The sequence below is a fragment of the Streptomyces sp. NPDC020807 genome (assembly GCF_040641575.1).
Lineage (GTDB): Bacteria > Actinomycetota > Actinomycetes > Streptomycetales > Streptomycetaceae > Streptomyces.
On the sequence record NZ_JBFADU010000005.1, the window covers coordinates 17,974 to 43,282 of the forward strand.

Annotated in this window: 21 protein-coding genes; 8 read left to right on the forward strand and 13 right to left on the reverse strand. The window is 73.4% G+C overall.

Annotation, left to right across the window (positions count from 1 at the left end; genetic code table 11):
* The first annotated feature begins 347 nt into the window (after positions 1-347).
* Positions 348-2,918, forward strand: a complete 2,571-nt coding sequence (locus AB0G79_RS10145; protein WP_360803162.1) for a S8 family serine peptidase — start codon at positions 348-350, stop codon at positions 2,916-2,918.
* Positions 2,918-5,899, forward strand: coding sequence for a VCBS repeat-containing protein (locus AB0G79_RS10150; protein ID WP_360803165.1), 2,982 nt, complete (start codon positions 2,918-2,920; stop codon positions 5,897-5,899). The genes AB0G79_RS10145 and AB0G79_RS10150 overlap by 1 nt, the downstream gene beginning before the upstream one ends.
* Here AB0G79_RS10150 and AB0G79_RS10155 read toward each other — a convergent pair.
* A complete protein-coding gene (locus AB0G79_RS10155; RefSeq protein ID WP_360803168.1) occupies positions 5,896-7,350 on the reverse strand; it encodes an MFS transporter in 1,455 nt (484 codons plus the stop codon). The genes AB0G79_RS10150 and AB0G79_RS10155 overlap by 4 nt on opposite strands.
* A gap of 127 nt (positions 7,351-7,477) precedes the next feature.
* Between AB0G79_RS10155 and AB0G79_RS10160 the strand changes: the two genes are divergently transcribed.
* Positions 7,478-8,356 carry a LysR family transcriptional regulator gene (locus AB0G79_RS10160; RefSeq protein WP_360803171.1) on the forward strand — a complete coding sequence of 293 codons (879 nt, stop codon included), beginning with the start codon at positions 7,478-7,480 and terminating at the stop codon, positions 8,354-8,356.
* Positions 8,357-8,453: 97 nt separating this feature from the next.
* Here the strand turns inward: AB0G79_RS10160 and AB0G79_RS10165 are convergent, their stop codons facing one another.
* From AB0G79_RS10165 to AB0G79_RS10175, 3 genes are read right to left on the reverse strand one after another with little or no spacing between them, the layout of a single operon-like run.
* A complete protein-coding gene (locus AB0G79_RS10165; RefSeq protein ID WP_360803174.1) occupies positions 8,454-9,128 on the reverse strand; it encodes a response regulator transcription factor in 675 nt (224 codons plus the stop codon).
* Complete coding sequence (locus AB0G79_RS10170; RefSeq protein ID WP_360803177.1) at positions 9,125-10,438, reverse strand: sensor histidine kinase; 1,314 nt, start codon at positions 10,436-10,438, stop codon at positions 9,125-9,127. The genes AB0G79_RS10165 and AB0G79_RS10170 overlap by 4 nt, the downstream gene beginning before the upstream one ends.
* Positions 10,439-10,445: 7 nt before the next feature.
* Positions 10,446-11,150: a DUF998 domain-containing protein gene (locus AB0G79_RS10175; RefSeq protein WP_360803180.1), complete on the reverse strand. Its 705-nt coding sequence runs from the start codon at positions 11,148-11,150 to the stop codon at positions 10,446-10,448.
* A 353-nt stretch (positions 11,151-11,503) separates the two neighbouring features.
* On the opposite strand from AB0G79_RS10175, the gene AB0G79_RS10180 reads away from it, so the two are divergent.
* Positions 11,504-11,803 carry a putative quinol monooxygenase gene (locus tag AB0G79_RS10180; protein WP_360803183.1) on the forward strand — a complete coding sequence of 100 codons (300 nt, stop codon included), beginning with the start codon at positions 11,504-11,506 and terminating at the stop codon, positions 11,801-11,803.
* A 51-nt stretch (positions 11,804-11,854) separates the two neighbouring features.
* On the opposite strand, the gene AB0G79_RS10185 is transcribed toward AB0G79_RS10180, so the two are convergent.
* Positions 11,855-12,496 carry a hypothetical protein gene (locus AB0G79_RS10185; protein WP_360803186.1) on the reverse strand — a complete coding sequence of 214 codons (642 nt, stop codon included), beginning with the start codon at positions 12,494-12,496 and terminating at the stop codon, positions 11,855-11,857.
* A gap of 102 nt (positions 12,497-12,598) precedes the next feature.
* Between AB0G79_RS10185 and AB0G79_RS10190 the strand changes: the two genes are divergently transcribed.
* Entirely contained in the window at positions 12,599-12,973 is a 375-nt protein-coding gene (locus tag AB0G79_RS10190; protein WP_360803189.1) for a DUF5954 family protein, read from the forward strand.
* 45 nt (positions 12,974-13,018) lie between these two features.
* Here the strand turns inward: AB0G79_RS10190 and AB0G79_RS10195 are convergent, their stop codons facing one another.
* From AB0G79_RS10195 to AB0G79_RS10230, 8 genes are all read right to left on the reverse strand, one after another.
* Positions 13,019-13,459: a hypothetical protein gene (locus AB0G79_RS10195; RefSeq protein ID WP_360803192.1), complete on the reverse strand. Its 441-nt coding sequence runs from the start codon at positions 13,457-13,459 to the stop codon at positions 13,019-13,021.
* Positions 13,459-14,631, reverse strand: a complete 1,173-nt coding sequence (locus AB0G79_RS10200; RefSeq protein ID WP_360804257.1) for an MFS transporter — start codon at positions 14,629-14,631, stop codon at positions 13,459-13,461. Before AB0G79_RS10200 ends, AB0G79_RS10195 begins: the two co-directional genes overlap by 1 nt.
* Before the next feature lie 35 nt (positions 14,632-14,666).
* Positions 14,667-15,233 (reverse strand): Chromate resistance protein ChrB, encoded by a 567-nt coding sequence (locus AB0G79_RS10205; protein WP_360803195.1) that lies wholly within the window; start codon positions 15,231-15,233, stop codon positions 14,667-14,669.
* Between the two features lie 46 nt (positions 15,234-15,279).
* Positions 15,280-15,486 carry a DUF4287 domain-containing protein gene (locus AB0G79_RS10210; protein ID WP_360803198.1) on the reverse strand — a complete coding sequence of 69 codons (207 nt, stop codon included), beginning with the start codon at positions 15,484-15,486 and terminating at the stop codon, positions 15,280-15,282.
* Between the two features lie 21 nt (positions 15,487-15,507).
* On the reverse strand, positions 15,508-16,194 hold the full coding sequence (locus AB0G79_RS10215) for a DUF998 domain-containing protein (protein WP_360803201.1): 687 nt from the start codon (positions 16,192-16,194) through the stop codon (positions 15,508-15,510).
* A gap of 93 nt (positions 16,195-16,287) precedes the next feature.
* Entirely contained in the window at positions 16,288-16,962 is a 675-nt protein-coding gene (locus tag AB0G79_RS10220; RefSeq protein ID WP_360803204.1) for a maleylpyruvate isomerase family mycothiol-dependent enzyme, read from the reverse strand.
* A gap of 295 nt (positions 16,963-17,257) precedes the next feature.
* Entirely contained in the window at positions 17,258-18,109 is an 852-nt protein-coding gene (locus AB0G79_RS10225; protein ID WP_360803207.1) for a PRD domain-containing protein, read from the reverse strand.
* Between the two features lie 123 nt (positions 18,110-18,232).
* Positions 18,233-20,416, reverse strand: coding sequence for a glucose PTS transporter subunit IIA (locus tag AB0G79_RS10230; protein WP_360803210.1), 2,184 nt, complete (start codon positions 20,414-20,416; stop codon positions 18,233-18,235).
* A 528-nt stretch (positions 20,417-20,944) separates the two neighbouring features.
* Between AB0G79_RS10230 and AB0G79_RS10235 the strand changes: the two genes are divergently transcribed.
* From AB0G79_RS10235 to AB0G79_RS10245, 3 genes are all read left to right on the forward strand, one after another.
* Complete coding sequence (locus tag AB0G79_RS10235; protein WP_360803213.1) at positions 20,945-21,835, forward strand: AraC family transcriptional regulator; 891 nt, start codon at positions 20,945-20,947, stop codon at positions 21,833-21,835.
* Positions 21,836-21,954: 119 nt separating this feature from the next.
* Positions 21,955-23,430, forward strand: coding sequence for an alpha/beta fold hydrolase (locus AB0G79_RS10240; protein ID WP_360803216.1), 1,476 nt, complete (start codon positions 21,955-21,957; stop codon positions 23,428-23,430).
* 223 nt (positions 23,431-23,653) lie between these two features.
* Positions 23,654-25,012, forward strand: a complete 1,359-nt coding sequence (locus AB0G79_RS10245; protein WP_360803219.1) for a cytochrome P450 — start codon at positions 23,654-23,656, stop codon at positions 25,010-25,012.
* Positions 25,013-25,309: the final 297 nt, after the last annotated feature.

Here is a 25,309-nt window from a genome sequence, read left to right on the forward strand (position 1 = left end):
TTCCCCACTTCGTGGAGCGCGCGAAGATCCGGCACATGACCGCCCTGGGCGTCCACCGGGAGAGCAAGCCTCTTCTGCGCCAACCCCCGACGCCGATTCTCACGGACACCTCCTGCGGTCCAGCGGGGCACGCGAACCCGAAGCCCTGCGGTTTTCCCTAGCTGTCTGCGCGTCTTCGCCATAAATGCGATTTCAAACATCGAAGCTTCGACCACGGCGTACGACGACGACCCCTGCCGGGACCCGCTCCGCGGGGGCCTCCTCCGCGGGGATCCTCGCCCTGTAATTCCGGAGTAACGCCTTCCGCCTAGCGTGCGGCTCCCCGTCACCTTCCGAGGAGCACGCAGATGTCCCTGCCATTGTCGCGTCGACGCGCGTCCGCCGCCTGGGGTGCCGCGGCCGCGCTCGTCGCCGCCGCGGTACTGACCGGGTCGCCCGTCGCGGCGGCCGAGTCCCCGTCGCCGTCCGCCCAGGTGGACTCCGCCCTGCTGGACGCCGTGGAGGAGAGCGGCGAGGCGTCGTTCTTCGTCGTCCTCAAGGACCGGGCCGACCTGTCCGGCGCCAGGAAGCAGAAGACGCACGCGAAGGCAGCCGAAGCGGCGTACGAAGCGCTGCGCTCGCACGCCGGGGCCAGCCAGCGGCCGCTCGTCTCCTTCCTCGACAAGGAGAAGGTGGGCCACACCGACTACTGGATCGCCAACGCCGTCCGGGTGACCGGCGGCAAGGACCTCGTCGAGAAGCTCGCGCGGCGCTCCGACGTGGCCTCGCTCGTCAAGTCCCGGACCTACCGCCTCGACGACATCGAGGCGTCCGTCGACAAGGTCACCTCATCGCGGACGACCGCCGACGGCGCGGACGCCGGCACCGGCGGCGCCGCGGAGTGGGGCGTCGCCGACATCCACGCGGACGACGTGTGGAACCAGTACGACAACCGGGGCGAGGGCATCGTCATCGCCAACGTCGACTCGGGCGTCCAGTTCGACCACCCCGACCTCGTCGAGAACTACCGCGGCAACGACGGCAGCGGCGGTTTCACCCACGACTACAACTTCTACGACGCGACCGGCCAGTGCGGAACCAGCGGTGTGCCCTGCGACAACAACGGTCACGGCACCCACATCATGGGCACGATGGTCGGCAAGAACGGCATCGGTGTCGCGCCGAACGCCCGGTGGATAGCCGCCAAGGGCTGCGAGTCCTCCTCGTGCTCGGACGCCTCGCTGCTCGCCGCCGGTCAGTGGATCCTCGCGCCGACCGACCACGACGGCCGCAACCCGCGCCCCGACCTCGCCCCGCACATCGTCAACAACTCCTGGGGCGGCGGGGACACGACGTTCTACCAGGACATCGTCGAGGCCTGGAACGCCGCCGGGATCTTCGAGGCGTTCGCGGCCGGCAACGACGGCAACGGCACCACGTGTTCCACCGCGCACGCCCCCGGCTCGCAGGCCCCGGCCTACGGCGTCGGCGCGTACGACTCCTCCGGGAAGATCGCTTCCTTCTCCGGGTTCGGCCCCTCGCTGGTCGACGGCTCGGCCAAGCCGAACATCTCGGCACCGGGCGTCAACATCCGCTCCACGTGGCCGGGATCCTCGTACAACACCATCAACGGTACGTCGATGGCGACCCCGCACGTCGCCGGCGCGGTCGCGCTGCTCTGGTCGAGCGCGCCGTCCCTCATCGGGCACATCGACGAGACGCGTGACCTGCTGAACGAGGGTGCCCGCGACGTCGACGACACGCACTGCGGCGGTACCGCCGGCATGAACAACGTGTGGGGCGAGGGCAGGCTCGACATCCTCGCGTCCGTCGACAAGGCCCCGCACACCGCCGTGACCGTCAGCGGCAAGGTGACCGACAAGGCCACCGCGGCCGCCCTTCCCGGCATCGTCGTCAAGGCCGTCGCCGGCTCCGACACCCGCACGGTCGCCACCGGCCCGGACGGCACGTACCGGCTGTCGCTCTCCCCCGGCACGTACGACTTCACGCTGAGCGGCTACGGCTACGCGACCCGGACGGTCCCCGCCGTGGAGCTGGTCACCGGTCGGCCGCTGACGCAGGACCTCACGCTCGACGCCGTACCGACCCACCGGGTCTCCGGCACCGTCCTCGACGTCGTGGGCAAGCCGCTGCCCGGCGCGAAGGTCGAGCTGAACGGCTCGCCGCTCGCCTCCGTCACCACCGACGCCCAGGGCGTGTACACCTTCGCCAAGGTCGCCGAGGGCTCCTTCGACCTGGCCGTGAAGCCGACCGCCCCCGTCCTCTGCAACGGCGTCTACACCGGCACCGCCGTGGTCGGCACCACCGACCTCACCAAGAACGTCCGGGTCCCGGCCCGCACCGACAACTCGGGCAACAGCTGCGCCCCGGCCGCGTACGCGTGGATCGCCGGGTCCAAGAAGGTCGCGCTGACCGGTGACGAGGACGCGACCACCGTCGCGCTGCCCTTCCCGGTGACGCACTACGGCGTCTCGTACACCTCCGCCTCCGTCACCACCGACGGCCTGGTCAACTTCCTCTCCCCCCGCGTCGGCGACTACGGCAACACCGCGCTGCCGGCGACCGGCACGAACGGCGTGAAGGGCGTCATCGCCCCGCTCTGGGACGACCTGACGCTCGACCGGAAGTCGACCGTGCAGACCGCGACCACCGGCGCGGCCGGCAACCGCCGCTTCGCCGTCGTCTGGAACAACGCCGCCTACGCCGCCGACAGCGCCGCGGGCCGCGCCACCTTCGAGGTCGTCTTCGAGGAGGCCACCGGCGCCGTGACGGTGCAGTACCAGTCGGTCCCCGACAAGGGCGCGGGCGCCACCGTCGGCATCGCCGACCAGGCCGGCACCGACGCCCTCCAGTACGCGTACAACCAGCCGGTCCTCACCGCCGGCACCGCCATCCGCTTCTCGCAGGGAGCCAAGTAATGCGATCCCCTCTCTCCCGCCGAGGCCTCCGGCTGGCCTCCGCCCTGGTCGCGGCCGGTCTGTGCCTGAGCGCCGCACCGCACGCGCTCGCCGCCACCGGGGACGACAGCGCCTCGGCGACGACGACAGCGATGACGCTGACCAGCGCCGAGGCCCAGGTCCTCGCCGACCACGTCGCCCTCGACCCGAGCGCCGACGCCGCCGCGCGGAGCACGGTGAGCCCGGCCTACGACGGCGCGCCCGGGACGGCGGCCGACGCCACGGACGCGGACGGAACCGACGCGGACGGCGGCACCGCCGACTCCGGCACCACGGGCGCCGTCGCGCCCACCACCCCGGTCTCCATGACCGCCGCCTCCACGCTGGAAGGCGTACGCGGCATGGGTGCCACGGTGTCCGCCGGCGCGAACGGCGACTACTTCACCGTGAACAGCATGGGCTACGTCCAGCGTCACGCCGCCGACGGCGGCGAGCTGTGGGCGCGGACCAGCAGCTCGTTCTACACGGACTGGAAGGCCAAGCCGGCCCAGGTGTGGCGGGTGGAGCCGTACCCCGCCCAGATCCTGATGGGCTACAACGCGGTCTCGCCGTTCTCGGCGGCGTCCGACTCGGGCTTCTCCGCCGGGGACCTGACCGGTGACGGGAACCCGGACATCGTGTTCTCGGCGATGGTCGGCGCGACCCCGTACCCGCGTCCCTTCGTCGTGCCCGGCTCGTCCCTCAACATGGGCACGTTCGTCACCGTCCTCGACGGCAGGACCGGCAGGACGGTGTGGTCGAAGCTGTACAACCGCGCCTCCCTCGTCAAGATCGTCGACGGGACCCTCCTCGTCGCCGACGCGCCCCGGCTGAACGGCGACTCGCACATCCCCGCGACCGCGACCGCGACGCTGACGGGCATCAGGTTCTCCGCCGCCGCCGACGGCACCCTGGCCCCGGCGCGGACGTGGACGTACGACACCGGGGAGGCCCGCCGGGCCAACTGGGGCGACATCCAGGAGCTCGGCCAGGGCAGGGTCGCCGTGTCCTGGAACCTGTCCAAGGCCACCGGAGTCGCGGGGCGCGGCCGCACGCTCGTGATCGACACGGCGGACGGATCCGTCGTGTGGCAGACCGACAGCACTCTCTACCAGCGCAAACTGCGCCTGGACGCGGGCCGCGACCGGATCGTCGCACTGGAGCAGTCGGACGCCACCGACGGCGTACGGTACGAGGTCGCCGCGTACGACCTGCGGACCGGCGGCCGCGCGACGCTGGACCGGCGCGAGAACGTCCTGCCGACGGCGCTGACCGTCGGTGACCTCGGCGCCAAGGACGGCGCCGAGTACGCCGTCGCGGAGTCCTCGCTGGACGGGAACTGGTACGTCAACGCCAGCACCGTACGGGCCCTCGACGGCACCGACCCCGCCCGGCTCCTCTGGTCGGACACGGTCAAGCGCGACCCCGCCAACGGCCACGACGGGCCCAGCGTGTGGAGCCTGCGGGTGGTCGACGGCAAGCTGGTCACCGCCGCGCAGGACGACCGCGGGATCCTCGGGGCCGAGAACCCCGGCGGGGCCCGCTACGCCTCCGTGACCGTGTTCAACGGCCAGGGTTCCGTCCGGTGGCGGGAGAAGGGCGTCGCGGGCGCCCCGATGTACCAGGACTCCTTCACCGACGCCGACGGCACCCACGTCCGGGTGGTCGACCAGGGGCAGAACGTCCGCACGTTCAAACTCGCCAACGGCCGGACCGAGAAGGTCACGCCGCTCCGGGCCGACATCGCCTACGGCAAGGCCGCCGATCTCGACGAGGACGGCAGGGACGACGTCGTCATGGGCGGTTCGTCCAACGGCGTGTGGGCCTACTCGGGTCCGTCGCTGGCCGGGGGCGGCACGCCCCGGAAGCTGTGGCAGGCGACCGTGCCGGGTGCGGTGCACGGCATCGAGACCGGTGACGTCGACGGCGACGGCAGGCCCGAGGTCGTCGTCGCCGCCGACACCGCGACGGTCGTCCTGGACGGGGCCACCGGCAGGACGGTCGCCACGATCGAGGCCGGAGAAGGCCGGTTCGTCCGTTCGACGCGGCTCGCCGACCTCGACCGGGACGGCACGCTCGACATCCTCGTACCGACCGACGCCCTGCGCGCCTACGACGGCCGCGGACGCGCGAAGTGGACGTACAGCGCGCCGGCCTCGGCGGGTGACGTCCGCTTCACCGACCCGTCGGTGAACGACGGCCAGGTCTACGTGTCGTACGCCAGCCTCGGCGCGTGGGGCCTGGCGGCACCGGTCACCAACGCCCTCGCGCTCGACGCCGCCACGGGCGTGACCCGCTGGAGCGCCGCGCCCACCGCACCGGCGACCGCCGTCGACGGCATCCGCACCGCGGTCCCCAACGACGGCATCCTCGCCTCGAAGGAGATCCCGTACGCGGACGGGCACGCGGTCGTCTACCTGTGGGCCGTCCGCGCCCCGCTCAAGCTGAGCACCGACGCCCCCAGCCCCCGCAACTACTTCGAGATCCGCGACGGCCGCACCGGTGAGGTGCTCCACTCCGGCTTCGCGGGCGGTCTGTGGACGCACCAGAGCTACTTCGCCAAGGACGGCGTCCTCTACGAAGGCGGCACGGCGGCCTTCCGCCGGTACCAGGCCGACGGCAAGGACACACAGGCGGGCGTCATGCCGCAGTCGTACGGCGGCGGCTTCGCCACCGGCCCCGGCGGCCGCGAACTGCTGATCGCCGGCGTCGAGGGCGGCCTCTACCTCTGGGACCCGAGCATCTTCGACTCGGCGGACACCTGGACCCCGTCCGTGGGCAGCGTCGGCCTGATGGGCGCGCGGAACTACCTCGCCGCCGACCTGGACGGCGACGGCGTCGACGAAGCGCTCTCGCTCAACGGCGACGACTTCGGTCTGCACCGGATGGCGGAGCAGTTCGGTGGCGGCTACCTGATCCAGGACAACGGCATCCACCAGGTCACGACGTACAAGCTGTCCTAGTCGCCGGGCAGTTCGCCCGAGGAGCCGTCTGACGTGCGGGACATGTGGCCGAGGTGGCGTGCCTCGGCCACATGATCCGCGACGGGAGCCTCCTTCGTGCGGGACAGGTGCCGCGTGGTGGCACCGGCGAGCCCGAGTGCGCAGACGGCGGCCGCGATCAGGAACGGGACGGCCGCGGTGCCACTGCCGCGGTCCTGGGTCAGGACGGCGCCGGCGACCGCGGCGGCGACGGTGGCACCCGCCTGACGCGTGGCGTTGAGGATGCCGCCGACCGAGCCGGCCGCGTCGGGAGCGGCGTGCTGCACGGCGAAGCCGACCAGGGCCGGCAGCGTCCAGGAGACGCCGAGGCCGCACAGCAGCAGCCCGAGGCCGAGCACCAGCGGCCGGCCGTGCGCGGCGGTCCCGGCGGCGACGAGTGCCAGGCCGACCGGGAACGCGACGAAACCCATCCGGATCGGCCGCAGCGGCCCGTGAGCGGCGACGAGACGTCCCGTGGCCGGCGGGTTCAGCGCGACGAGCAGGGTCATCGGCAACAGCGTCGCACCCGCGGCCGTCGCGGTCGCGTGGAGCAGAAGCGGGACGGAGAAGAGAACGGTGGTGAGGGCGTAGTTGACGGCCGCGCCCCACGCGAACGCGGTCCACACCGCGCGGTCGCGGCGCAGGGACGCGGGGACCAGCGGCGCGGACGAGGTCCGGTCGACCGCTGCCGTGCCGTACGCCAGTCCCAGGGCGACGAGGCCGAACAGCACGGCCTCGGGCCATGAGCGGTGGCCGGCCCGGGTGATCGCGAGTGTCCCCGTGGTGAGCGTCGCCGCCAGCCCCAGATGGGGCAGCCAGGAAAGGGCGCGGAGGCGGCGCGTGGTCGTGATGGGTGTCCGGCACAGGACGAGCACGGCGAGGGCCGTCGGGGCGTTGATCACGAAGACGGCGTGCCAGTCGTCGACGGCGATGAGCCAGCCGCCCACGACGGGGCCGGCGGCCATGGCGGCGCCGCTGATCGCCGCCCAGGCGCTGATGGCGCGCCCGCGGGCTCCGGGATCGGGATACAGGGCTGCGATCAGGGCGAGTGAGCTCGGGATGATCGCGGCGGCGAAGAGCCCGAGGAGAGCACGGAACACGAGCAGGTACGCCAGTGCGGGTGAGAGCGCGCAGGCCACGGACGCCGCGCCGAAGCCGACCACCCCGACGACGAAGACCGGGTAGGCGCCCAGGCGGTCGGCGAGACCGCCGCCGAGCACCAGCGCGGACGCGAGGGCCGTCGTGTAGGCCGTGGTGGCCCACCCGACGCCCGCGACACCCGTGTGCAGCGAGATCATGATGCTGGGTTCGGCCACGGCGAGCACCGTGGTGTCCAACAGCACCATGAAGTAGGCCAGCGCGATGCCCACCAGTTGTGCCGCGGGGCGACGCCCGCGACGAGGCCGATCGGTGACGGATGGTGCCGTGGACATGAATCTCCTTGATCCGGTATCCGACGAGGAGGGACGGTCCACAGATTCGGTCCCCGCGGCGGTGGTCTCGACCGTCGGCACCGCATGAGGTGTTCGGCGTTGCCGAACACCCGCCTAGAGTGGGGCGATGGACCTGGACCAACTCCGCACCGCCCTCGCGCTGCTGCGGCACCGGACGGTCAACAGGACGGCGGCGGCCCAGGGCCTGGCGCCGTCCTCGGTCTCCGACCGGGTACGCCGGCTGGAGGCCGAACTCGGGGCGCCGCTGTTCACCCGCGACCGCGCCGGCATGCACCCGACCGCCGCCGGACGTTCCTACCTCCGCGCGGCGGCCGCCGCCCTGGACGCACTCGACGACGCGGCCCGGCAGCTCCGCGCCGCGCCGGGCATCAGCGTGGGGGCACAGTCCTCCGTCGCCGACGAACTCCTCCCCGCCGTCCTCGACGGCCTGAAGCGCGCACACCCGGACCTCCGGATCCACCTCCGCCCCGATCCCGACCGCGGTCGCCTCCTCGCCGCGCTCGACCGCGGCGAGACCGATGCCGTGGTGCTCCTCGACACCGGTGAGCACATCGGCGACCTCGGGTTCCCGAAGCCGGCCTCTCCCCTGGAGTACGTGGACGTCCGCGACGTCGCCATGGCGGTCGTCGCGTCGCCCCGGCACCCGCTTCTCGGGCGCCGGGTGAGCATGGAGGAGGTCCGGCGCGCGGGAAGCCTGATCGGGCGCGAGCCGCGCTGTTCCTTCTGGATGGCCACCCGGCGATGGCTCGGCCCCGACGTCGAGCTCACCGCCGTCGGTGGACTGGCGGGGGTGCGTGAATGGGTCGCCACGCGGCGGGGAATCGCGCTGCTCCCGGAGTTCGCGGTCCGAGCCGACCTCGACTCCGGCCGCCTCGCCCTGGTCGACACCGAGACACCGCCGCTGCGCCTGCGCCTCGTCTGGCGCGGAGACCTGGGCGCGGCCGACCGCCTGCGCCCTCTGCTCTACGCGCTCACCCACGCCTGAGCCCGACGCGACCCGCCTGACGCTCCTCGTGGCGCCCCGCGCGACGCCCCACGCGACGTCCCTCGTGACGCCCCCGCCCGGCGTGGATCGCCGGGCGTCAGCCGCCGGGGCGGACCAGGCCCGTTTCGTAGGCCAGGATCACGAGTTGGGCGCGGTCGCGGACGTCGAGCTTGGCGATGGCGCGCGTGACGTGGGTCTTGGCGGTGAGCGGGCTGATGAAGAGCTGAGCGGCGATCTCGTCGTTGGACAGGCCGGTCGCGATCAGGCGGGTCACCTCCCGTTCCCGGGCCGTGAGGACGGCGAGCCGTGCGGCGCCGTCCCGGCCGGCGGCTGCCGGTTCCGGGCGGTGGGCGAACTGCTCGATCACGCGCCGGGTCACGCTCGGGGAGAGCAGCGCGTCCCCCGCCGCCACCGAGCGGACGGCCTGGCGCAGGTCGTCCGGTTCGGTCTCCTTGGTGAGGAAGCCGCTGGCGCCCGCCCGCAGGGCCGCGAAGACGTACTCGTCGGTCTCGAAGGTGGTGAGGACGATGACGCGGCAGTCCGGCAGGTCGGGGTCCGCGACGATCGTCCGGGTCGCGGCGAGGCCGTCCATCACGGGCATGCGGATGTCCATGAGGACGACGTCCGGGCGGAGCGCGCGGGCCGTACGGACGGCCTCGTCGCCCGTCCCCGCCTCGCCGACGACCTCGATGCCCTCGGCGCGGGCGAGGAGGCTGGTGAATCCGGCCCGTACGAGGGCCTGGTCGTCGGCGAGGAGCACCTTGATCGTCATGGGTGCAAGCCTGGCACGGGAAGGACGGCGCGCACGACCCATCCGGAGCCGCGATCGGCGCCGTCACCGGGGTTGCCACCGAGGTCGTCACCGGCGCGCGGTCCGGCGGAGAAGTCGCCGCCGAGGGCCTGGACCCGCTCCTCCATCCCTCGTATCCCGTGGCCGGGTGCGCGCGTCGCGGGGCGGCCACCGTCGTCGGTGACGGTCACCTCCACCCGCCCGCGCTCGTGCCGGAGGGTCACCTCGGCCCGTGACGCCTCCGCGTGGCGGGCGGTGTTGGTGAGGGCCTCCTGGACGATCCGGTGGACGGTGAGGGAGACCGGTGCCGGGACGGAGGCCAGGTCGCCGTGCGTCTCCAGGCGTACGTCCAGGTCCGTCGACCGCATCCTGTCGACGAGCGCCGCGATCTCGGGGACGCCCGCCGCCGGGTCGTGCGGGGCCTCCCCCGGCGCGCGCAGCACGTGGACGAGCGCGCGCAGATCGCGTACCGCCTCCGTGCGGACCTGCTGGGCGGTGGCCAGGGCGGCGCGCGCTTCCTCCGGTGAGTCGTCCAGCGCCTCGGCCGCGACCCGGAGCTGGATGCCGACGACGGTGAGGGTGTGGCCGACGACGTCATGCAGCTCGCGGGCCATCTCCAGCCGCGCCTCCGCGATCCGCCGGCCGGCCTCCAGGTCCTGTTCCCGTACGGCGCGCAGCAGACGCTCGTCGCGTTCGGCCCGCCAGCGCAGGCGGTCGCGGTAAGCGGTGGCCGCGGCGAGGAGTACCGCGAGCCAGAGGGTCTCGGCGCCCAGGGAGCCGAGCGCCTCGCGTGCGGTGGCGCCGCCGACCGCCACGTCCCAGGTCGCGGCGAAGGCCAGTTCCGCGAGGCCGACCCCGGCCGCCCAGGGCAGGCCGGGGCGGCCGGGTCGGTCGTCGGCGGCCAGGGTGGCGTACGCGACGGAGACCGGCCACACCCAGCCGACGTCGGTCAGTCCTGCGGTCCGGAAGACGAGGACGGCCTGCACGCTCAGCAGCAGTACGGTGAGCGGCCACCGGCGGCGCGCCAGGAGCAGCACGCCCAGCCACAGGGCGAGCGGCAGGGCCCCCGCGATGTCCAGGCGGCCGCCGAGGCGGGCCGTTCCGGCCAGGACGGCGGCGGCGGTGCCGGCCGCGAGGAGCCAGTCGACGGTTCGGGCCGCTCGGGGGCGGGCGGAGAAGCGGGGGGTCGGGGCGGCGCCGGCTGCGGTCGTCTCCGCAGGGGCGCCAGGGTGGGCTGGGTCGGCACGGTGGGCGGGGTCGGCACGGTGGGCAGGGTCGGCGGCTCGGTCCATGCGGTGATCATCCACGACGGGCTTCCCGTCCCTGCCCGTGACGGGTGGACGTCGCCGCCACGGCGAGGGCGACCCAGCCCAAGTCGGCTGCGAGCACGAGCCGTTCGACGAGTCCGACGAGCGTGGGCGCGTCGCCGAGGCCCAGCGACGGGCCGCCGTCCATCACGTCGACGAGGAAGACGGCGAGCGCCGCCGTGGTCGCGACCGACGCCACGGTGAGGACGGTCAGGGCCGTGCGGAGACCGGGCCGCCGGGCCGCGAGCGCCTTGCGGAGCAGTACGGCGGCGGTCGGAAGGGCGGCGAAGGCGAGGAACGCGGCGTTGCCGTGGACGAGTTCGGACGGGGACGGCCGGTGCCAGTGACCGGGCGGGTCCGCCGGGAAGAGTCCCGCGACGAAGATGCCGGCCGCCCAGAGGCCGAGCACCACCCGCCCCGTCCGCCCGCCCGCACCGGCCAGCCGTGCCACGAGGAGGGCGGAGGCGACGGCCACGGACAGCAGCGCCGCGGGGAGCAGCCAGCCGGCCGTACCGTGCACGTACCGGCTGAGCGTCTCGCTCACCAGGTCGTACGTCGGGTTGAGCGCCTCCACCGCGACCATCGCCAGGGCCCCCGCGCCGAGCAGGGCGAACGGCGTCCGCACCCCCGGCGCGGGACCCGAAGTCCCCGTGCTCTCCGTCGTCGCGGTTCTGGCAGCCTCGTGCGTCGCCGTCATGGCGTCCTCCTCGTTGGCGTTGTCGTTCCGGTGATCCAGAACCTACGGAGGAGGAGGCACGAGCACGTCGTCCCGATGAGGTCATCCCGTCGTACACCGAACGGTGTGCCGTACGGGGCGGGTACACCGTTCGGTGCAGTCGCGCACCGCGCGCGGGGCCCCGCGCCCACGGCCGCTTCCGGGCGGCCCGGGTGAGCTCGCGCTCGACCTCGGGTGTTCGGATCCCTCGGTCGCGTCCGGCGGGAACGCGGGATCCTCGCAGGGCCCGCGAGGCGGACGCGCGTTGTCGCGTCCGATGTGCCGCCATAGACTCACACGGCCCGGTCACGCACATGCCGAACGGAGTTCTCCCCATGCCCAAGGTCACCGCGATAGCCCTGCTCAAGGCCGCTCCCGGCGCCGAGGACAAGGTCCGCGAGCAGGCCCTGTCCCTGGTCGCGCCCTCGCGGGCCGAGCCGGGAAACATCAGCTACCAGGCGTACGTCCACCCCGAGGACCCGAGCGCGTGGCTCGTCTTCGAGGAGTGGGAGGACGCCGCGGCGTTCGAGGCCCACCTGACGAGCCCTCACCTCACGGAGGCGCTCGCGGCCGGGCCGGGCCTCCTGATCGCGCCTCCGACCGAACACGTCTTCACGGCGCCTTCCGCGGAGTGACCCGCCCGCGGACGGCGCGTGCGGGGCGGTCCCTCGACCTGCCGCTCCCCGTCACCCCGCCGCCAGCGCCGCCAGCCAGGAATGTCCGGGGTGTACGCGCCTCAGCCACTCGCTGAGAGCGTCGCGTCGCGATCGGTCGAGAAGGGGCAGGACTCCTTCGAAGTCCACCTGGTCTTTGGGGCGTTGCGCCTTCGCCTTGAAGAGCAGGACCAGTTCAGGGAGCAGGTACGGGATGCCGTCCGCCGTCCGCTCGACCAGGTCGTCGTACGGCAGCCGCAGGCTCTCGTCGCGTCGGCAGATCCAGGTCCCGCCCTCGTGCGGCTCGCGGAAGACGTCGAAGAGGTACCGGCCGGTCGCCGGATCACGTACCCAGGTCTGATGCGTGGCCGCGATCACCACGGGGGTCGGTTCCTGCCAGACGCGTCCCGAGCCGACGGCGTCGAACGCGTACTCGGGGAAGCGGTCCCGGATCTCCGCGAAGCCCGCGGCGGGGACCGCGATCTCCAGGTCGCCGTGCGGGCGCGACGGGGCTCCGCGGAACAGGTCCAGCGCCCACCCCGCCGCCACGTACCAGGGCGCCGCGACGCCGCCCAGCCGCTCCGCGACCTGTTCCGGTCGCCAGGCGTGCGCCCACCGTGCGTCGATCCCGGCCGGGTCGAGGACAGCACCGCCCGGCGGCTCGGTTTCGGTCATCGGGCCAACCTAGCGCGGGCATCCGCCGGCACGACGCCATCCCTTCGAGGGGTGGCCCGGTGATTCCGGGACACCGGGGCGGGACATCGCCAGGACCGCGGTATGGGCGAACGAGGTGCGGGGGCGGGGCCGTGGCCGGTGGCCGTACGGGACGGGACGCCGTCGACGCGGCCCGACGGCTCACCAACGTGGCCGTACGCGGACCGCTGTTCGGGGTGGCGCACGCTGAGGGTGACGGGCGGCGGTGGCGTGCGGTCGTGCGCGTACTCCCGTCGCAGGTTCCCGCGCCAGGTACTGGAGGACTCCGCGCGGGCCGTGCGGACGCACCCGGACGTGGTGCTCATGCCCGCCGCGTTCCTGGTCGTCGAGCGGACCGGCGACGGGAACTGGGAGCCGGGCGGCGGCCTGCACGCCACGGCCCACGACGCCCGGCTCGAAGATCCACCGGGAACCCTCCGGGGTGAGGACGACGACTGAGACCGGTCTACACCCGGGGCAGGGCCGACGTCGTCGCGCAGCAGGTCAGCGCTCTCGTGGGCCGCGGGTCGTCGACTCCCCGTGCGGCACGACCACCACCTGGACCTCGTCCTCGTAGATGATCCGTCCCGGGTCCGCCGAGCGCAGGGACTCGTAGGCCACGCCGTGTGCGGTGAGGATCTCCAGGTAGCCGGGGACCCGGGCCAGGAGGTGGGTGGCCGAAGGCTTGAACCATGCCGCCGCGCCGGGGTTGACCGCGTCGTCGTAGACATGGGGGGCGACGAGCGAGGGGTCGGGGTAGGCGGCGTCGTACCAGCTGTTGTTGCTGCGGCGGAAGGACTCCTGCTCGTCCGAGAGCCTGCCCTCTCTCGCCAGGTTGTTGACGAGCCCGAACACGCCCGTGAAGACGCCTCTGGCGTTGCGGTGCGGCGACTGGGATCGGACGTAGTGGACGACGGCCTCGCTGACACGATCGGTGGTTCCCATCACGGCATCCTGTCAGCAGTCACTTCGCCGTCGGGGTCCGGGCGGGGGCGGTGGCGGAGGGCCAGGGCGAGGAGGGGGCCCGCCGCGAGGACGACGGCCAGGGTCGCGTAGCCGGTCGTCAGGGTGGAGACGGTGGCGACGCCCGCCACGAGGAGGGGGCCTCCCGCGTCGCCGAGTTCGCGGCCCAGTTCGGCCGATCCCATCGTCTGGCCCATGCGCTCCTCGGGCGTGGACGCGGCGAGGGCGGCGAAGCCGAGCGGGGTGATGAGGCCGGTGCCGCTGCCGATCAGGGCGGCTGCCAGGAGTACGCCGGCCAGGCCGGGGAGCATGGCCGCGGCGAGGCCGGCGGCGGTGACGAGGAGGCCGGTGAGCAGTCCCGTACGGATGGTCAGGCGTCCGGCGTCGAGGGCGCGGCCGGCCTTCGGCTGGACGACGGCCGCCGTGGCGGCGAGGACCGAGACGGCGGCGCCGGTGGCGACGGTGCCGAGTCCCGCGGCGGCGCCGGAGACCGGCAGGAAGCCGACGCCCACGGAGAGCGCGGCGGTGGCTGCGGCGAGCGCGGAGGTCGGGACGAGGAAGGAGCGGTCGGCCAGGCGGCGGGCCAGGTCGGCGACGGTCTGGCGCTCGCGGGGCAGCGGTGGGACCGCCGGGACGGCGAGTGCGGCCCAGAGGGCGACGGCCGCGGCGCACAGGGCCATGACCGTGAAGAGCAGGCGGAGGCCCCCGGCCCAGACCAGGAGGCCGCCGAGGAGCGGACCGAGGGTGTAGCCGATCGACTTGCAGAAGCCGTACGAGCCGAAGGCGCGGCCGCGCCTGGCGGCCGGGTTGAGGCGGGCGACCAGCGCGGACGCCGAGGGTGAGAAGGCGGAGGCGGCCGCGCCCTGGCCGAGCCGTGCCGCCCACAGCCAGCCGGGGCTGTCGGCGATCGCGTACAGCGCGGACGCGGCGGCGAAGGCGACGAGGCCGCCGAGGAGTACCGGCTTGCCGCCGACGCGGTCGGCGAGCGAGCCGAAGACGGGCTTGAGGAGGACCTCGGCGCCGTCGTAGAGGGCGAGGAGCCCGCCCAGGACGAGGAGGGAGGTGACGGCGTCCTCGGAGAAGCCGCCGAGGTTGGCGGCGATGCCGTGGGCGCCGAACGCCGTGGTGAAACCGGCGGCGTAGAGGGGCCACATGGCCCGTCGGGAGGCGGGGGCGGGTATCGGCGTCGTCACGAGGCGGCCTCGTCCGTGGTGTGCAGGGCGTCGAAGACGCGTTCCGCGTAGTCCTCGCAGGTGGCGACGCACCGCTTGAGCCGGAGGCCGGCTTCGGCGGCCTCCGGTGCGCCGAAGACGTCCCTCGCGGTGAGGTCGCGGTGCCAGCGGCGCAGCCGCTCCAGGCTCTGTTCCTCCTCCTCCAGTTCGGCGAGGGTGAACTTGGCGATCCGGATCTCCTTGGCGATCTCCGCCTCGAACTTGCCGCAGTCGGCGAGGAACTCCGTCCAGTCCGCGGTACGGGCCGCGGTGAACATGTCGCGGAAGCGGGCCGCGTCCTCGTCGGAGCGGCCTGACGCCCGGAGCGTGACGCCCTGGCCGCCCGCGCCGTCGGTGAGTTCGAGGGCGCGCCGGACCCCGTCCGCGAAGACGGGGACGTCCGGTACGGCCCAGACGCCCTGCCCCAGCGACAGGGCGCCGATCCTGCGCAACTCCCGCCAGACCGCCACGCGGTGCCGGGAGGGGTCTGCGGGGAGCTTGATCACCAGGATCAGCCAGGGGAACGCGTCGTCGCTTGTCGTCACGCCGGTGAATGTAGCAGTCGTTACATCCATGCTCGTGTCATGGTCGTCACCTGCCCTCCGCGAGGGTGTGGGCGACGAGGGCGTTCGCGTGGCCGTGGCCCAGTCCGTGTGCGGACTTGAGCCAGGCGACCAGCTCCATGTGCTTGGTCAGCGGAGAGGAACGGATGAGGTCCTTCCACTCCGCGACGGGGCGGCCGTACTTCTTCTCGATGGACGGGAAGTAACTGGCGGGGCCCTTCACGGCGTCGGTCATGGCGTGCTCCTTCTCGGTGGATCAGCGGCTGGTGGTCGCGGTGGCCAGGCGGGCCGTCACGGCGCTCAGCCACAGGAGGCCGAGGCCGGCCCCGATCGTGAAGGTCAGGACGGAGGCGGCCGACGCCGTGAAGCCGGCGAGCACGACCACGGGGACGACGCGGGACGCGACGGCCCAGGAGCGGAGGCCCCGGGCGGCGAGCGCGCGGGCCAGGACCACGAACGCGGCGCACAGGGCGAGGTAGCCGACCATCCCGCCGAACATGTGGACGGCACCGTGCCCGCTCATCACCGGCGCGGCCGGGGCCCCGGCCGGGAATCCGGCCCCGGCGTCGGCCGGGAAGGCCGCCGCCAGCCAGAAGGACGCGCCGAAGACGCCGATCAGGGCCGGGCCCCAGCTCCCGCCGGGGCCGCCGCGGAGCACCCGCCGCAGGCCCGTCGCGCCGACGAGCAACAGCGCCCCGGCGAGAACGAAGTCGACCGTCTGGACCCAGCCGGACTCGCCGAGGGCGAGCTGACTGATCGCGTTCCGTGTGAAGTCGAAGCCGTCCCGGACGGCCGCCTGGGCGAGTCCGGCCGCCAGGAACAGCGGTCCTGCCACCACCCCGCCGGCCAGGGCCCACCGCGCCGGGCGGGCCGGGCGGGCCGGGCTCGCATGAGCGGAAGAGGTGGGGGCGGCGTGACTGCGCTCGGTGAGTATGTCGGTCATCGTGGGGGCTTCTTCCTCGCCTCGTCGTGGTCGTCGGTCACCGGTATGACCGTCGCCGAGGCGGAAACTCATCGCTCCCGTCCGAACGCGTTGTCAGCCCAGGGCGAGCCAGCGGATGCCGAGCCGTTCGACCGTCGCGGCCTCCGTTTCGCTCAGCGGTTCCCGGCCGGTGGCCTTCCGCAGGAAACGGGCACGGCTCCACCCGAGCTGTTCGGCGGCGGGGGCGTGCTCCGCGCCGAGGAGGAGTTCGGTCACGGAGTCACCGGCCGCCGGGGTGAGCCAGGCCTCGCGGCCGAGCGCGTCGGCGAGGTCGAGGCCGTGGACGGCGACTTCGACGACGCGGGTGAGGAGGAACTCCGAGAGGAGCATGGCGTCGCCGTGGCGTGTCCGCACGGTCCGGCCGACGGGCTGGGTCCGGCACAGCCGGTCGGCCCGCCGCCAGGTCGTGCCGAAGTCCTCGGAAGAGGAGGAGGGACGTGCCCCGCGGTCCTGTGCCAGCGCGATCCTCTGGTCGTTCGTCTGCGGGGAGAAGCGGTCGTCCGGGCGGTAGTACCGGGTCGCCGAAATCCTCGCCTCGCCCGGCGCGGGCGCGTCCAGCATGGCCGGCAGCCAGTCGATGACCACGCACACGTGCCCGAGCAGGTCGCGTACGGTCCAGGGAGTGCAGCGTGTCGGGAGCGCCCACTCGGCCTCAGTCACTCCGGCCATGGCGTCGCCGAGCGCCTCGCATTCCCGCCGGAACGCTTCCCGTACCTGGTCATGCCCCATGCTGTGCCGCCTCGCTCCGCTTCGGTGCCGTTCGGTCTCAGAACATCGACACGCCCGTCGCGGGGTTCCCGGTTGCGGTCCCGTCCGAGAATGATCATCGCGTCGGGTCCACCGGTGCGGTGACGGAGACCGGAGGCGTACGGCACGACGGACATGTGCCGGCCTTCCGGGACACGGAGCTCCTCTTCCCGAGGTTCGGCCTGCCGGACCTCGTACCCGCCTGATCCGGGGCCACCGGGCCGACGCCCCGCCCCGCCCGGCCCCGCCCGGACCCACCCGGCCCCATCCGGTCCGGTCAGACGTCGTTCGCGTCCGGGTCCGTCGTCATGCGGGCCACGTGGAGGGCCAGGTACGAGACCTCGTCCTCGCTCAGGCGCTGGCCCAGGCGGAGCTCGACGATCGTCGCCAGCTGGTGCGCCGTACGGGTCTCCTCGGGGTAGTGGCGGCGGATCCCCTGCCCGATCGTGGACTCGTGGCCCTTGAGCTGCCGGTGCTGCTCGATCCGTACGAAGAGGTAGCGGACGTGCGTGATGAAGCGGGCGGCCGTCATCGACTCCTGCTCGACCGACAGGCCGTGCCGCTCCCGCACGACGGCGAGCATCTGCTGGATGACCCCGGTCATCGTGTACGTGAAGGAGAGGTCGCCGGTCGCGAAGCCCGCGTTCACCAGGTGCATCGCGAGGGCGATGGCCTCGGGCTCCTCCAGGTGGCCGTCCACCCGTTCGTTGATCGCCGCGAGCAGGCGCCGGGCCTGCGCGTACTCGGTGGCGTAGAGCGCCTGGACCTCGGCCTGGAGGGGGTACTCGACGACGATGCCGCGCCGGGCCCGTTCCAGCGCCCCCGCCACGTGGTCGGCCACGGCGATCGCGAGGGTCGGGCGGGTCGACTCACGGCCCTCGATGCCGGCCTCGTCGAGCGCGAACACGACGGCCCGCAGGACCTCCTCGTCGATCAGCGCGAGGACCTCGCTGAGGTGGTCCGGGTCGCGGCCGTCGGCGGGCACGAAGACCCGCACGATCAGGCTGGGGTCGACCGGCTTGCCCTGCCGGGAGCTGAACCCGATGCCCCGCCCGGTGAGGATGACCTCCTGGCCCTTGTCGTCACGCGCGAGGACCACGTTGTTGTTCAGGACACGCAGCGCCTTCAACCCCTACCCTCCCTGCTCGTCCACGGTCCGGCTTCTCCCCCATAATCCCGCATTCCCGGCACCGCCCGACGGCGGGCACGAGCTCCACGAGCCCGTGCCCGCCGTCGAACGGGGTGCCGAGCGTCACCGCCGTACCGTCACCACAGGCGTTCCGGCCGTGACGTCCTGTCCGGTGCGGGGCTCGACCGAGGCGAGTTCCGCCGTGTTGGTCACCGTCATCAGGGTGACGGTCGGGTGGTCCGCGGCGCGTACGGCGTCCAGGTCGACCAGGGCGAGGAGGTCCCCGGCCGCGACCTTGCCGCCCGCCTCGACGCGGACGTCGAAGCCCTCGCCGTTCATGCGGACCGTGTCGATGCCGATGTGGATGAGCACCTCGACGCCGTCCGCCGTACGGATGCCGAAGGCGTGGCCGGTCTCCGCCACGACCATCAGCTCGCCCGCGACGGGGGCGACGACGCGGCCGTCCGCCGGCTCGATGCCGACGCCCTCGCCGAGGGCACGGGAGGCGAAGACCGGGTCCTTGACGTCGTCGAGGCTGACGACGTGGCCCGCCACGGGGGCGGCGAGCTCGGTGGTCTTCCCGTCGGTGGCCGTCTTCGCCGCCGCGGTCGTGGCCGCGACCGTCGCCGGGGTCTGGGCCGGGGCCTGGGCCGTCGCCGGGGTCTGGGCCTGGTCCTGGGCCTGGGTCTGGGTCTGGGCCTGGACCGGGGTCTCCTCGCCGGCTCCCGCCGCCTGCGCGGGGGCGCCGACCGTGACGAGCTCGCGCTCCTCGGTCACCGTCGTGCCGTGCTCGGCCGCCTCGACGGCGTCGCGCTCGGCGTTGGCCCGGGCGCGGTCCTCGGGGGTGCGGAAGTCGGAGAAGTACACGAGGGCCATCGAGACGAAGAACGCCGCCGTGATCGCGATGACGTAGGTGGTCATCGGGGAGAAGACCGGGATGGTGAGGAGGGAGGTGAAGGCGAAGGCCTTGGTGTCCACGCCGCCCATGACGCCGACGATCACACCGCCGACCAGGCAGCCGACGAGCATGCGGGGGTAGATCCGCTTGAAGCGCAGGTGGATGCCGTACAGGGACGGCTCGGAGATGCCGCCGAGGAGGCCGGCCGCCAGGGCGCCGGTCGCGGTCTGGCGCATCTCGGCCTCGCGGTGGCGCAGCGAGAGCAGGAGCACACCGGCGGTGGCGCCGAAGCAGGCGAAGTTCCACGCGCCCATGGGGCCCTGGATGAAGTCGTAGCCGAGGGTGTTGATGTTGACGAGCATGAGCGCGTTCAGCGGCCAGTGCAGGCCCAGCGGCACGAGGAACGGGTACAGCAGGGGGATGAGGATCGCGAAGACGATCGGGGCGTTGCCGTTGAGCCAGGAGAGTCCTTCGCCGAGGCCGTTGCCGGCCCAGACGCCCATGGGGCCGATGAGGAAGGCGGTGACCGGGATCATGATCAGCATGCTGAAGAACGGGACGAAGACGAGGTGCACGGTCTCCGGGAAGATCCGCTGGAGGCCCTTGTAGACCAGGGCGAGCACCGCGACCATCATCAGCGGGACGAAGACCTGGCCGCCGTAGTCGTTCAGCTGCATCGGCAGGCCGAAGACGTGGGCCACGCAGGACTGGGTGCCCAGGGTCGCGTTCGTCGTGCAGGTGATGCCGGGGATGCCGGATTCCGGGTTGAGCATGCCCGTGAAGTTCGGGGTCATCACGGCGGCCATCACGGCCGCGCCGACCCACGGGTCGATCTTCAGCTTCTTGGCCGCGTTGTACGCGACCATGATCGGCAGGAAGTACAGGACCGAGCGCCACATCGCGTCGACGAAGACCCAGGTCGAGGACTTGTCGGCGGCGCGGAAGTCGACGAAGCCGAGGGCGTCGAGGACGGAGGCGATCGCGATGATCAGCGAGGAGCCGAGCAGGACGCCCATGAGCGGGCGGAACGAGTCGGAGAGGTACTCGAAGAAGTTGTCGACGTAGGCGTAGCGGCCGCGGCCCTTGGCGCGCGCCTCGGCCTTGACGTCGGCGTCGGACTTCGGGGCGGGGGTGCCGCCACCGCTCATCGTCGGCAGGTTCATGATCTCGGTGTAGACGCGGGCGACGGCCCCGCCGATGACGATCTGGAGCCGGTCACCGGACTGCGGCACGGTCGCCATGACCCCGTCGACGCCGTCGAGGGCGGCCGCGTCCGCCTTCGACCCGTCGTGCAGCTGGAAGCGCAGCCGGGTCGCGCAGTGCGTGAGGCTCTCGACGTTCGCGGCACCGCCGACGCCGCGGAGGATCCGCTCCGCCTGCGTGCCGCCACCGGCTCCAGTTGTGTTCATGACGCGTCCTTGCATCTTCGGGCTTTCGCCGTCCTGGTACTGACCGCGACCGTTCCCCGCAGGATCGGGAAAACAAAAAAGGCCCGGGTCGCGCACGCGGCGCCACCCAGGCCTTGCCTTCCCTCGAACGGTCCACCGCCATGGCGTCGCGGAAGCGACGAGGCGGTGTCCTCGGGAAGTAACAATCCTGCGATCGAGATCGATCGAACAACACGTTAGCACTGCTCAGCGAGGGTCGAGAACGGCTGTTCTGTGCCGTGCGACACATCGGCGGACGAGAGCGCGGCGCCGATGCCGGGCGCGGGGTGCTCCGTGCCTGGCTGCCCCCTCGCCGATCTCCCGCTCCACCGTCGGGTCGACCGGACCCACGGCGACCGGTTCGGGGCGCTGGGGCTTCCCCCGCGTACGGACACGGACACCGGCGTGGGGGCCGGACTCGCCAGGCGGGAGCTCCGGACCTGACCACGAGTGCCACGACGTGTGAACCGCCGCTCGCCGGGGGACCGTCCTCCCGGGGGGGGCGGTCGCATGCAGGAAATCGGTTCACCCGCGGGGAAGGCGACGGAGGACGAGGTCGTGCGGGAGCGGCGCGGCGCCCTGCGCGGGCGGATCAGTGCCGCGGGGATCACCGTCCACGACATCCTGTGCTGCGAGGACAGGACGGGGTTCGTCGGGCCCGGACGGGCCGAGGGCCACACCGTGGTCCTGACCCGGTCGGGCGGGTACCTCCGCCGGATCGCCGGGGAGGAGTTCTTCGTCGACGCGAGCGGCGGCTACCTCACCCGGCCGGGCGACGAACAGCGGGTCGCCCACCCCATCGGGCCCGGCGACCGGTCCACCGAGATCCGGTTCGACTCCGGCCTGTTCGCCGACCGCTTCGACGGCACTCCGCCGTCGCGCCGGTTCACCGTCACCGGCGCCACCGACGTCCGCCACCGCGCGCTCCTGGCCGCCGCCCGGCACGGCGCCGACGCCTTCGAACTGGGCGAGCGGCTGCACCGGTTGCTCGACGACGTGGCCGCTTCCACCGGGCACTGGCGCGCGGACACCGCGAGCCGCCCCGGCGCCGCCCGCGCGCACGCCCGCCTGGTCCGTGACGCCTGCGCCGTCCTGGCCGGCGGAACGCCGGGCCTGCGCCTCTCCCTGGAGGAACTCGCCCGCGCGGTCGGCGCCTCGCCGCACCACCTCAGTCGCGTCTTCCGCTCCGTCACCGGCACGACCCTCACCCGCCACCGCAACGACCTGCGGATCCGGGGCGTCCTGCACGCGTTCGAGGCGGGCGAGGAGAGCCTGCGTTCCCTCGCGTACGTGTACGGGTTCGCCGATCAGGCCCATCTGACCCGGGTGTGCCGCAGCCGTACGGGGAGCGCCCCCAGCGCCTTGCGGAGCGCTCTGGTGAACCGCGCGAATCGCGCATGAATGTCCAAGGCCCCGACGGAGGGCGCGCCGCAGACTGGCGGCGGCCGGACGCCCCGGCCGGTGCCGTGCCCGCGCGGACGCGGCACGGCGCCCCGTCTTCCTCCTGGGGGAACGTGACGATGACCTTCCTGACCAGAGTCGGTACGGCCGCGGCGGCCGCGCTGACGGCCGTGGCGTGCGCGAGTACGGCACCGGGCGCCGCCCCCGACCCGTACACCTCGGCTCCGAGGACCGCCTCGGCCGCGACGCCGGAGCCGGCCACCACAGCGGCGCGCACCGCCGGGCCGGGACGCACCGCCGGGCCGGCGCTCACCGATCCGGGCCCCTGCCCCGGCCAGGCCGACGTGACCTGCGCCGACCTCACCGTGCCCCTCGACCGTACGGGGGCCGTCCCGGGCACGCTCACGCTCCAGGTCGCCGTCCACGGCGCGGCCGACGCGCCCAAGGGGACACTGCTCTTCCTCACCGGCGGCCCCGGCCAGCCGGGCGTCCCCCACGTCCGCCGGATCCGTGACCGGCTCCCCCGGGCCCTCGCCCAGTACCGGCTGGTGATGATCGACCAGCGCGGCACCGGCGGCGCGGCGATCGACTGCCCGGCGCTCCAGAAGGAAGTGGGCAGCAGCGACACCGTCGCCCCCACGCCCGGCTCCGTCACCGCCTGCGCCGAAAGCCTCGGCGACCGGCGGAACTCCTTCTCCACCGCCGACACGGTCGCCGACCTCGAAGACCTGCGGCGGGCCCTCGGGCTGGACTCCTGGACGCTCGACGGCGTCTCGTACGGCACCTTCACCGCCGGGCAGTACGCGCTGACGCATCCCGGCCGGGTCCGTTCACTCGTCCTCGACTCCGTCGTCCCGCTCGACGGCGCGGGCGTGCTGTACGAGGACTCCCTCGGCCACAGCGCGCAGGTGCTCCGCACCGCCTGCCGCGAGCAGCGGTGCGGCTTCGACCCGGCCCGCGACCTCGCGACGGTCGTGCGGCGGGACGGCAACGGCGTCGGTGTGTTCAACCTGCTCGTGATCGCGAGCATCATCGACCCGAAGCTCGCCGACCCGCGGTTCGGCATCCTCGACGCCCTCCACGCGTCCGCCACCGGCGACCGGACCCGGCTCGACGGCCTGGTCGACGGGTTCTCCGCGCCGTCCGACGAGCCGCCGTCGGAGTTCAGCTCCGGGCTGCACGCGGCGACGCTCTGCGCGGACTCGCGCTGGCCGTGGGGTGACGCCTCCGCCCCCGTCGAGGGGCGGGAGCGCGCCCTGAAGCGGGCCGTCCAGCGGATCAGGCCGGCCGCGGTGTGGCCCTTCGAGCGGGAGACGGCGGGCGCGCAGGGCATCCCGCAGACCTGTCTGCCCTGGCCGGTCTCGCGCCCGCACCGGGCCGCGCCCGGGCGCACGCTGACCATGCCCGTCCTGCTGCTCGCTGGTGACCGGGACCTGTCGACGCCCGTGCGGTGGGCGCGGGACCTCGCGGCCGTGACGCCGAAGGCCGAACTCGTCGTCCTGCCCGGGGTGGGTCACTCCGCCCAGAGCAGGAGCGAGGGGGGTGCGCGGGCCGCCGAGGAGTTCCTGTTGCGGCAGCCCTCGTCCGGCTCCTGACCCGTGCGGGCGGGGCCGGCTCGCTGACGGCCCGTCAACGTGACAGGCGTACGGGTGAAAGTCGCTGACCTGCGACTTTCACCCGCACCGGTCCGTCCCGCCACACGACTGGGCTACACACGGCTGGGCTGCACACGGCTGGGTTGCACACGGCTGGGTTGCACACGGCTGGGTTGCACACGGCTGGTTGTCGGACGATCGAATCGAGAGGAACCGCGACGCGATGAAGGACCTCGGATCCATTCCCACCGCTCCCCGGGCCCTGCCCCTGCTCGGGCACGTCGTACCGCTCCTGCGGGACCCCCTCGCCTTCCTCACCTCGCTGCCGGCCCACGGCGATCTCGTCCGCGTCCGGCTCGGCCCCGTCGGCATCGTCGTGATCTGCGACCCCGGACTCACCCGGCAGGCCCTGCTCGACGACCGCGTCTTCGACAAGGGCGGCCCCCTGTACGACCGGCTGCGCGAGGTGATCGGCGAGGGGGTCGTCTCGTGCCCGCACCAGGCGCACCGCCGGCTCCGGCGACTGTCCCAGCCCGCCTTCCACCAGGCCAGGCTGCCCGAGTACGCGCGGGTCATGACCGCGTGCCTGCGGGAGGCCGTCGACTCGTGGCGGTCCGGTCAGGTGCTCGACGTGCCCGCGGAGATGATGGCGGCCAGCTCGCGCGTCATCACCGCCACCCTCTTCTCCGACAGCCTGTCCCCAGACGCCCACGGCAGGCTCGTCGACGACGTCACCACGGTGGTCAAGAGCCTCTACCAGCGCATGTTCCTCTTCCCGCCGCTGGACCGGCTCCCCACCCCCGGCAACCGCGCGCACCTCGCGGCCCGCGCGCGCCTGCACGGCACGGTCGAGCGCCTCATCACCCAGCGCCGCGCCGACGGAACCGACTACGGCGACCTGCTGTCGGCCCTCGTCGCGGCGCACGATCCGGAGGACGACCGTCCCGGCATGACCGGCGCCGAGATCACGGACACGGTCGTCTCGTTCGTCCTCGCGGGCATCGAGAGCACCGCCGCCACCCTGTCGTCGGCGCTGGACCTCCTGGCGCGCCACCCGGAGATCGAACGGCGGCTCCACGAGGAGGTCGACGCCGTCCTGGACGGCGCGCCCGCCACCTACGACGACCTGCCGCGTCTACGACTGACCGAACGGGTGGTCACGGAGACGCTCCGGCTCCGCCCGCCGGGCTGGTTCTTCACCCGCGCGGTCACCGCCGACACGCGCCTCGGCGGGTACGAGCTCCCGGCCGGGACGAACGTCGCGTACAGCCCGTACGTGCTCCACCACCGACCCGACCTGTACGAGGAGCCCGGCACCTTCGATCCCGACCGCTGGGAGTCCGTCCCGGCCCAGACGGTCCGTCAGGCGTTCCTGCCGTTCGCCGCCGGTGCCCGCAAGTGCATCGGTGACTCCTTCAGCATGGTCGAGACGACCCTCGCCCTGGCGACGATCGCCTCCCGCTGGCGCCTGGAGAGCGTCGCGGGCCGCGAGGGGCGTCTCGCGCCGGCGGTCACGCTCGAGATGCGCGACCTGCACCTTCGGGCCCAGCCCCGCAGGGTCCATGCCCCCTCCCGTCCCTGACCTGCGGAGGCACGTCACCACCCGGCGGGGTCGCGGCCCTGCCAGGTGGTGACCGCCACGATGTCCAGGGCGTCGACGGCGAGCTCGACGTCCCTCGTGGTGACCGTCGGTGTTCCAGGGACTGAAGGCCGAAGAGAGCCCGGCCAGGCCGGATGTCGACCCGGAGGTGGCGATCCGCGAGGTCGCCGCCGCAGGCCGCGACGGCCTCTGCCGCCAGCCGGACCCCGTCCGCCGACGCCCGCACCGCGACCGACGCGTGGAGCGCGCCGACGCGACAGACCACGACGATCGGGTTCG

Bases quoted from the DNA above. Each gene is read 5' to 3' on its own strand.
- AB0G79_RS10145 (WP_360803162.1), top strand. From the start codon at position 348: ATGTCCCTGCCATTGTCGCGTCGACGCGCGTCCGCCGCCTGGGGTGCC.
- AB0G79_RS10150 (WP_360803165.1), top strand. From the start codon at position 2,918: ATGCGATCCCCTCTCTCCCGCCGAGGCCTCCGGCTGGCCTCCGCCCTG.
- AB0G79_RS10155 (WP_360803168.1), bottom strand. From the start codon at position 7,350: ATGTCCACGGCACCATCCGTCACCGATCGGCCTCGTCGCGGGCGTCGC.
- AB0G79_RS10160 (WP_360803171.1), top strand. From the start codon at position 7,478: ATGGACCTGGACCAACTCCGCACCGCCCTCGCGCTGCTGCGGCACCGG.
- AB0G79_RS10165 (WP_360803174.1), bottom strand. From the start codon at position 9,128: ATGACGATCAAGGTGCTCCTCGCCGACGACCAGGCCCTCGTACGGGCC.
- AB0G79_RS10170 (WP_360803177.1), bottom strand. From the start codon at position 10,438: ATGGACCGAGCCGCCGACCCTGCCCACCGTGCCGACCCCGCCCACCGT.
- AB0G79_RS10175 (WP_360803180.1), bottom strand. From the start codon at position 11,150: ATGACGGCGACGCACGAGGCTGCCAGAACCGCGACGACGGAGAGCACG.
- AB0G79_RS10180 (WP_360803183.1), top strand. From the start codon at position 11,504: ATGCCCAAGGTCACCGCGATAGCCCTGCTCAAGGCCGCTCCCGGCGCC.
- AB0G79_RS10185 (WP_360803186.1), bottom strand. From the start codon at position 12,496: ATGACCGAAACCGAGCCGCCGGGCGGTGCTGTCCTCGACCCGGCCGGG.
- AB0G79_RS10190 (WP_360803189.1), top strand. From the start codon at position 12,599: ATGGGCGAACGAGGTGCGGGGGCGGGGCCGTGGCCGGTGGCCGTACGG.
- AB0G79_RS10195 (WP_360803192.1), bottom strand. From the start codon at position 13,459: ATGGGAACCACCGATCGTGTCAGCGAGGCCGTCGTCCACTACGTCCGA.
- AB0G79_RS10200 (WP_360804257.1), bottom strand. From the start codon at position 14,631: ATGTGGCCCCTCTACGCCGCCGGTTTCACCACGGCGTTCGGCGCCCAC.
- AB0G79_RS10210 (WP_360803198.1), bottom strand. From the start codon at position 15,486: ATGACCGACGCCGTGAAGGGCCCCGCCAGTTACTTCCCGTCCATCGAG.
- AB0G79_RS10215 (WP_360803201.1), bottom strand. From the start codon at position 16,194: ATGACCGACATACTCACCGAGCGCAGTCACGCCGCCCCCACCTCTTCC.
- AB0G79_RS10220 (WP_360803204.1), bottom strand. From the start codon at position 16,962: ATGGGGCATGACCAGGTACGGGAAGCGTTCCGGCGGGAATGCGAGGCG.
- AB0G79_RS10230 (WP_360803210.1), bottom strand. From the start codon at position 20,416: ATGAACACAACTGGAGCCGGTGGCGGCACGCAGGCGGAGCGGATCCTC.
- AB0G79_RS10235 (WP_360803213.1), top strand. From the start codon at position 20,945: ATGCAGGAAATCGGTTCACCCGCGGGGAAGGCGACGGAGGACGAGGTC.
- AB0G79_RS10240 (WP_360803216.1), top strand. From the start codon at position 21,955: ATGACCTTCCTGACCAGAGTCGGTACGGCCGCGGCGGCCGCGCTGACG.
- AB0G79_RS10245 (WP_360803219.1), top strand. From the start codon at position 23,654: ATGAAGGACCTCGGATCCATTCCCACCGCTCCCCGGGCCCTGCCCCTG.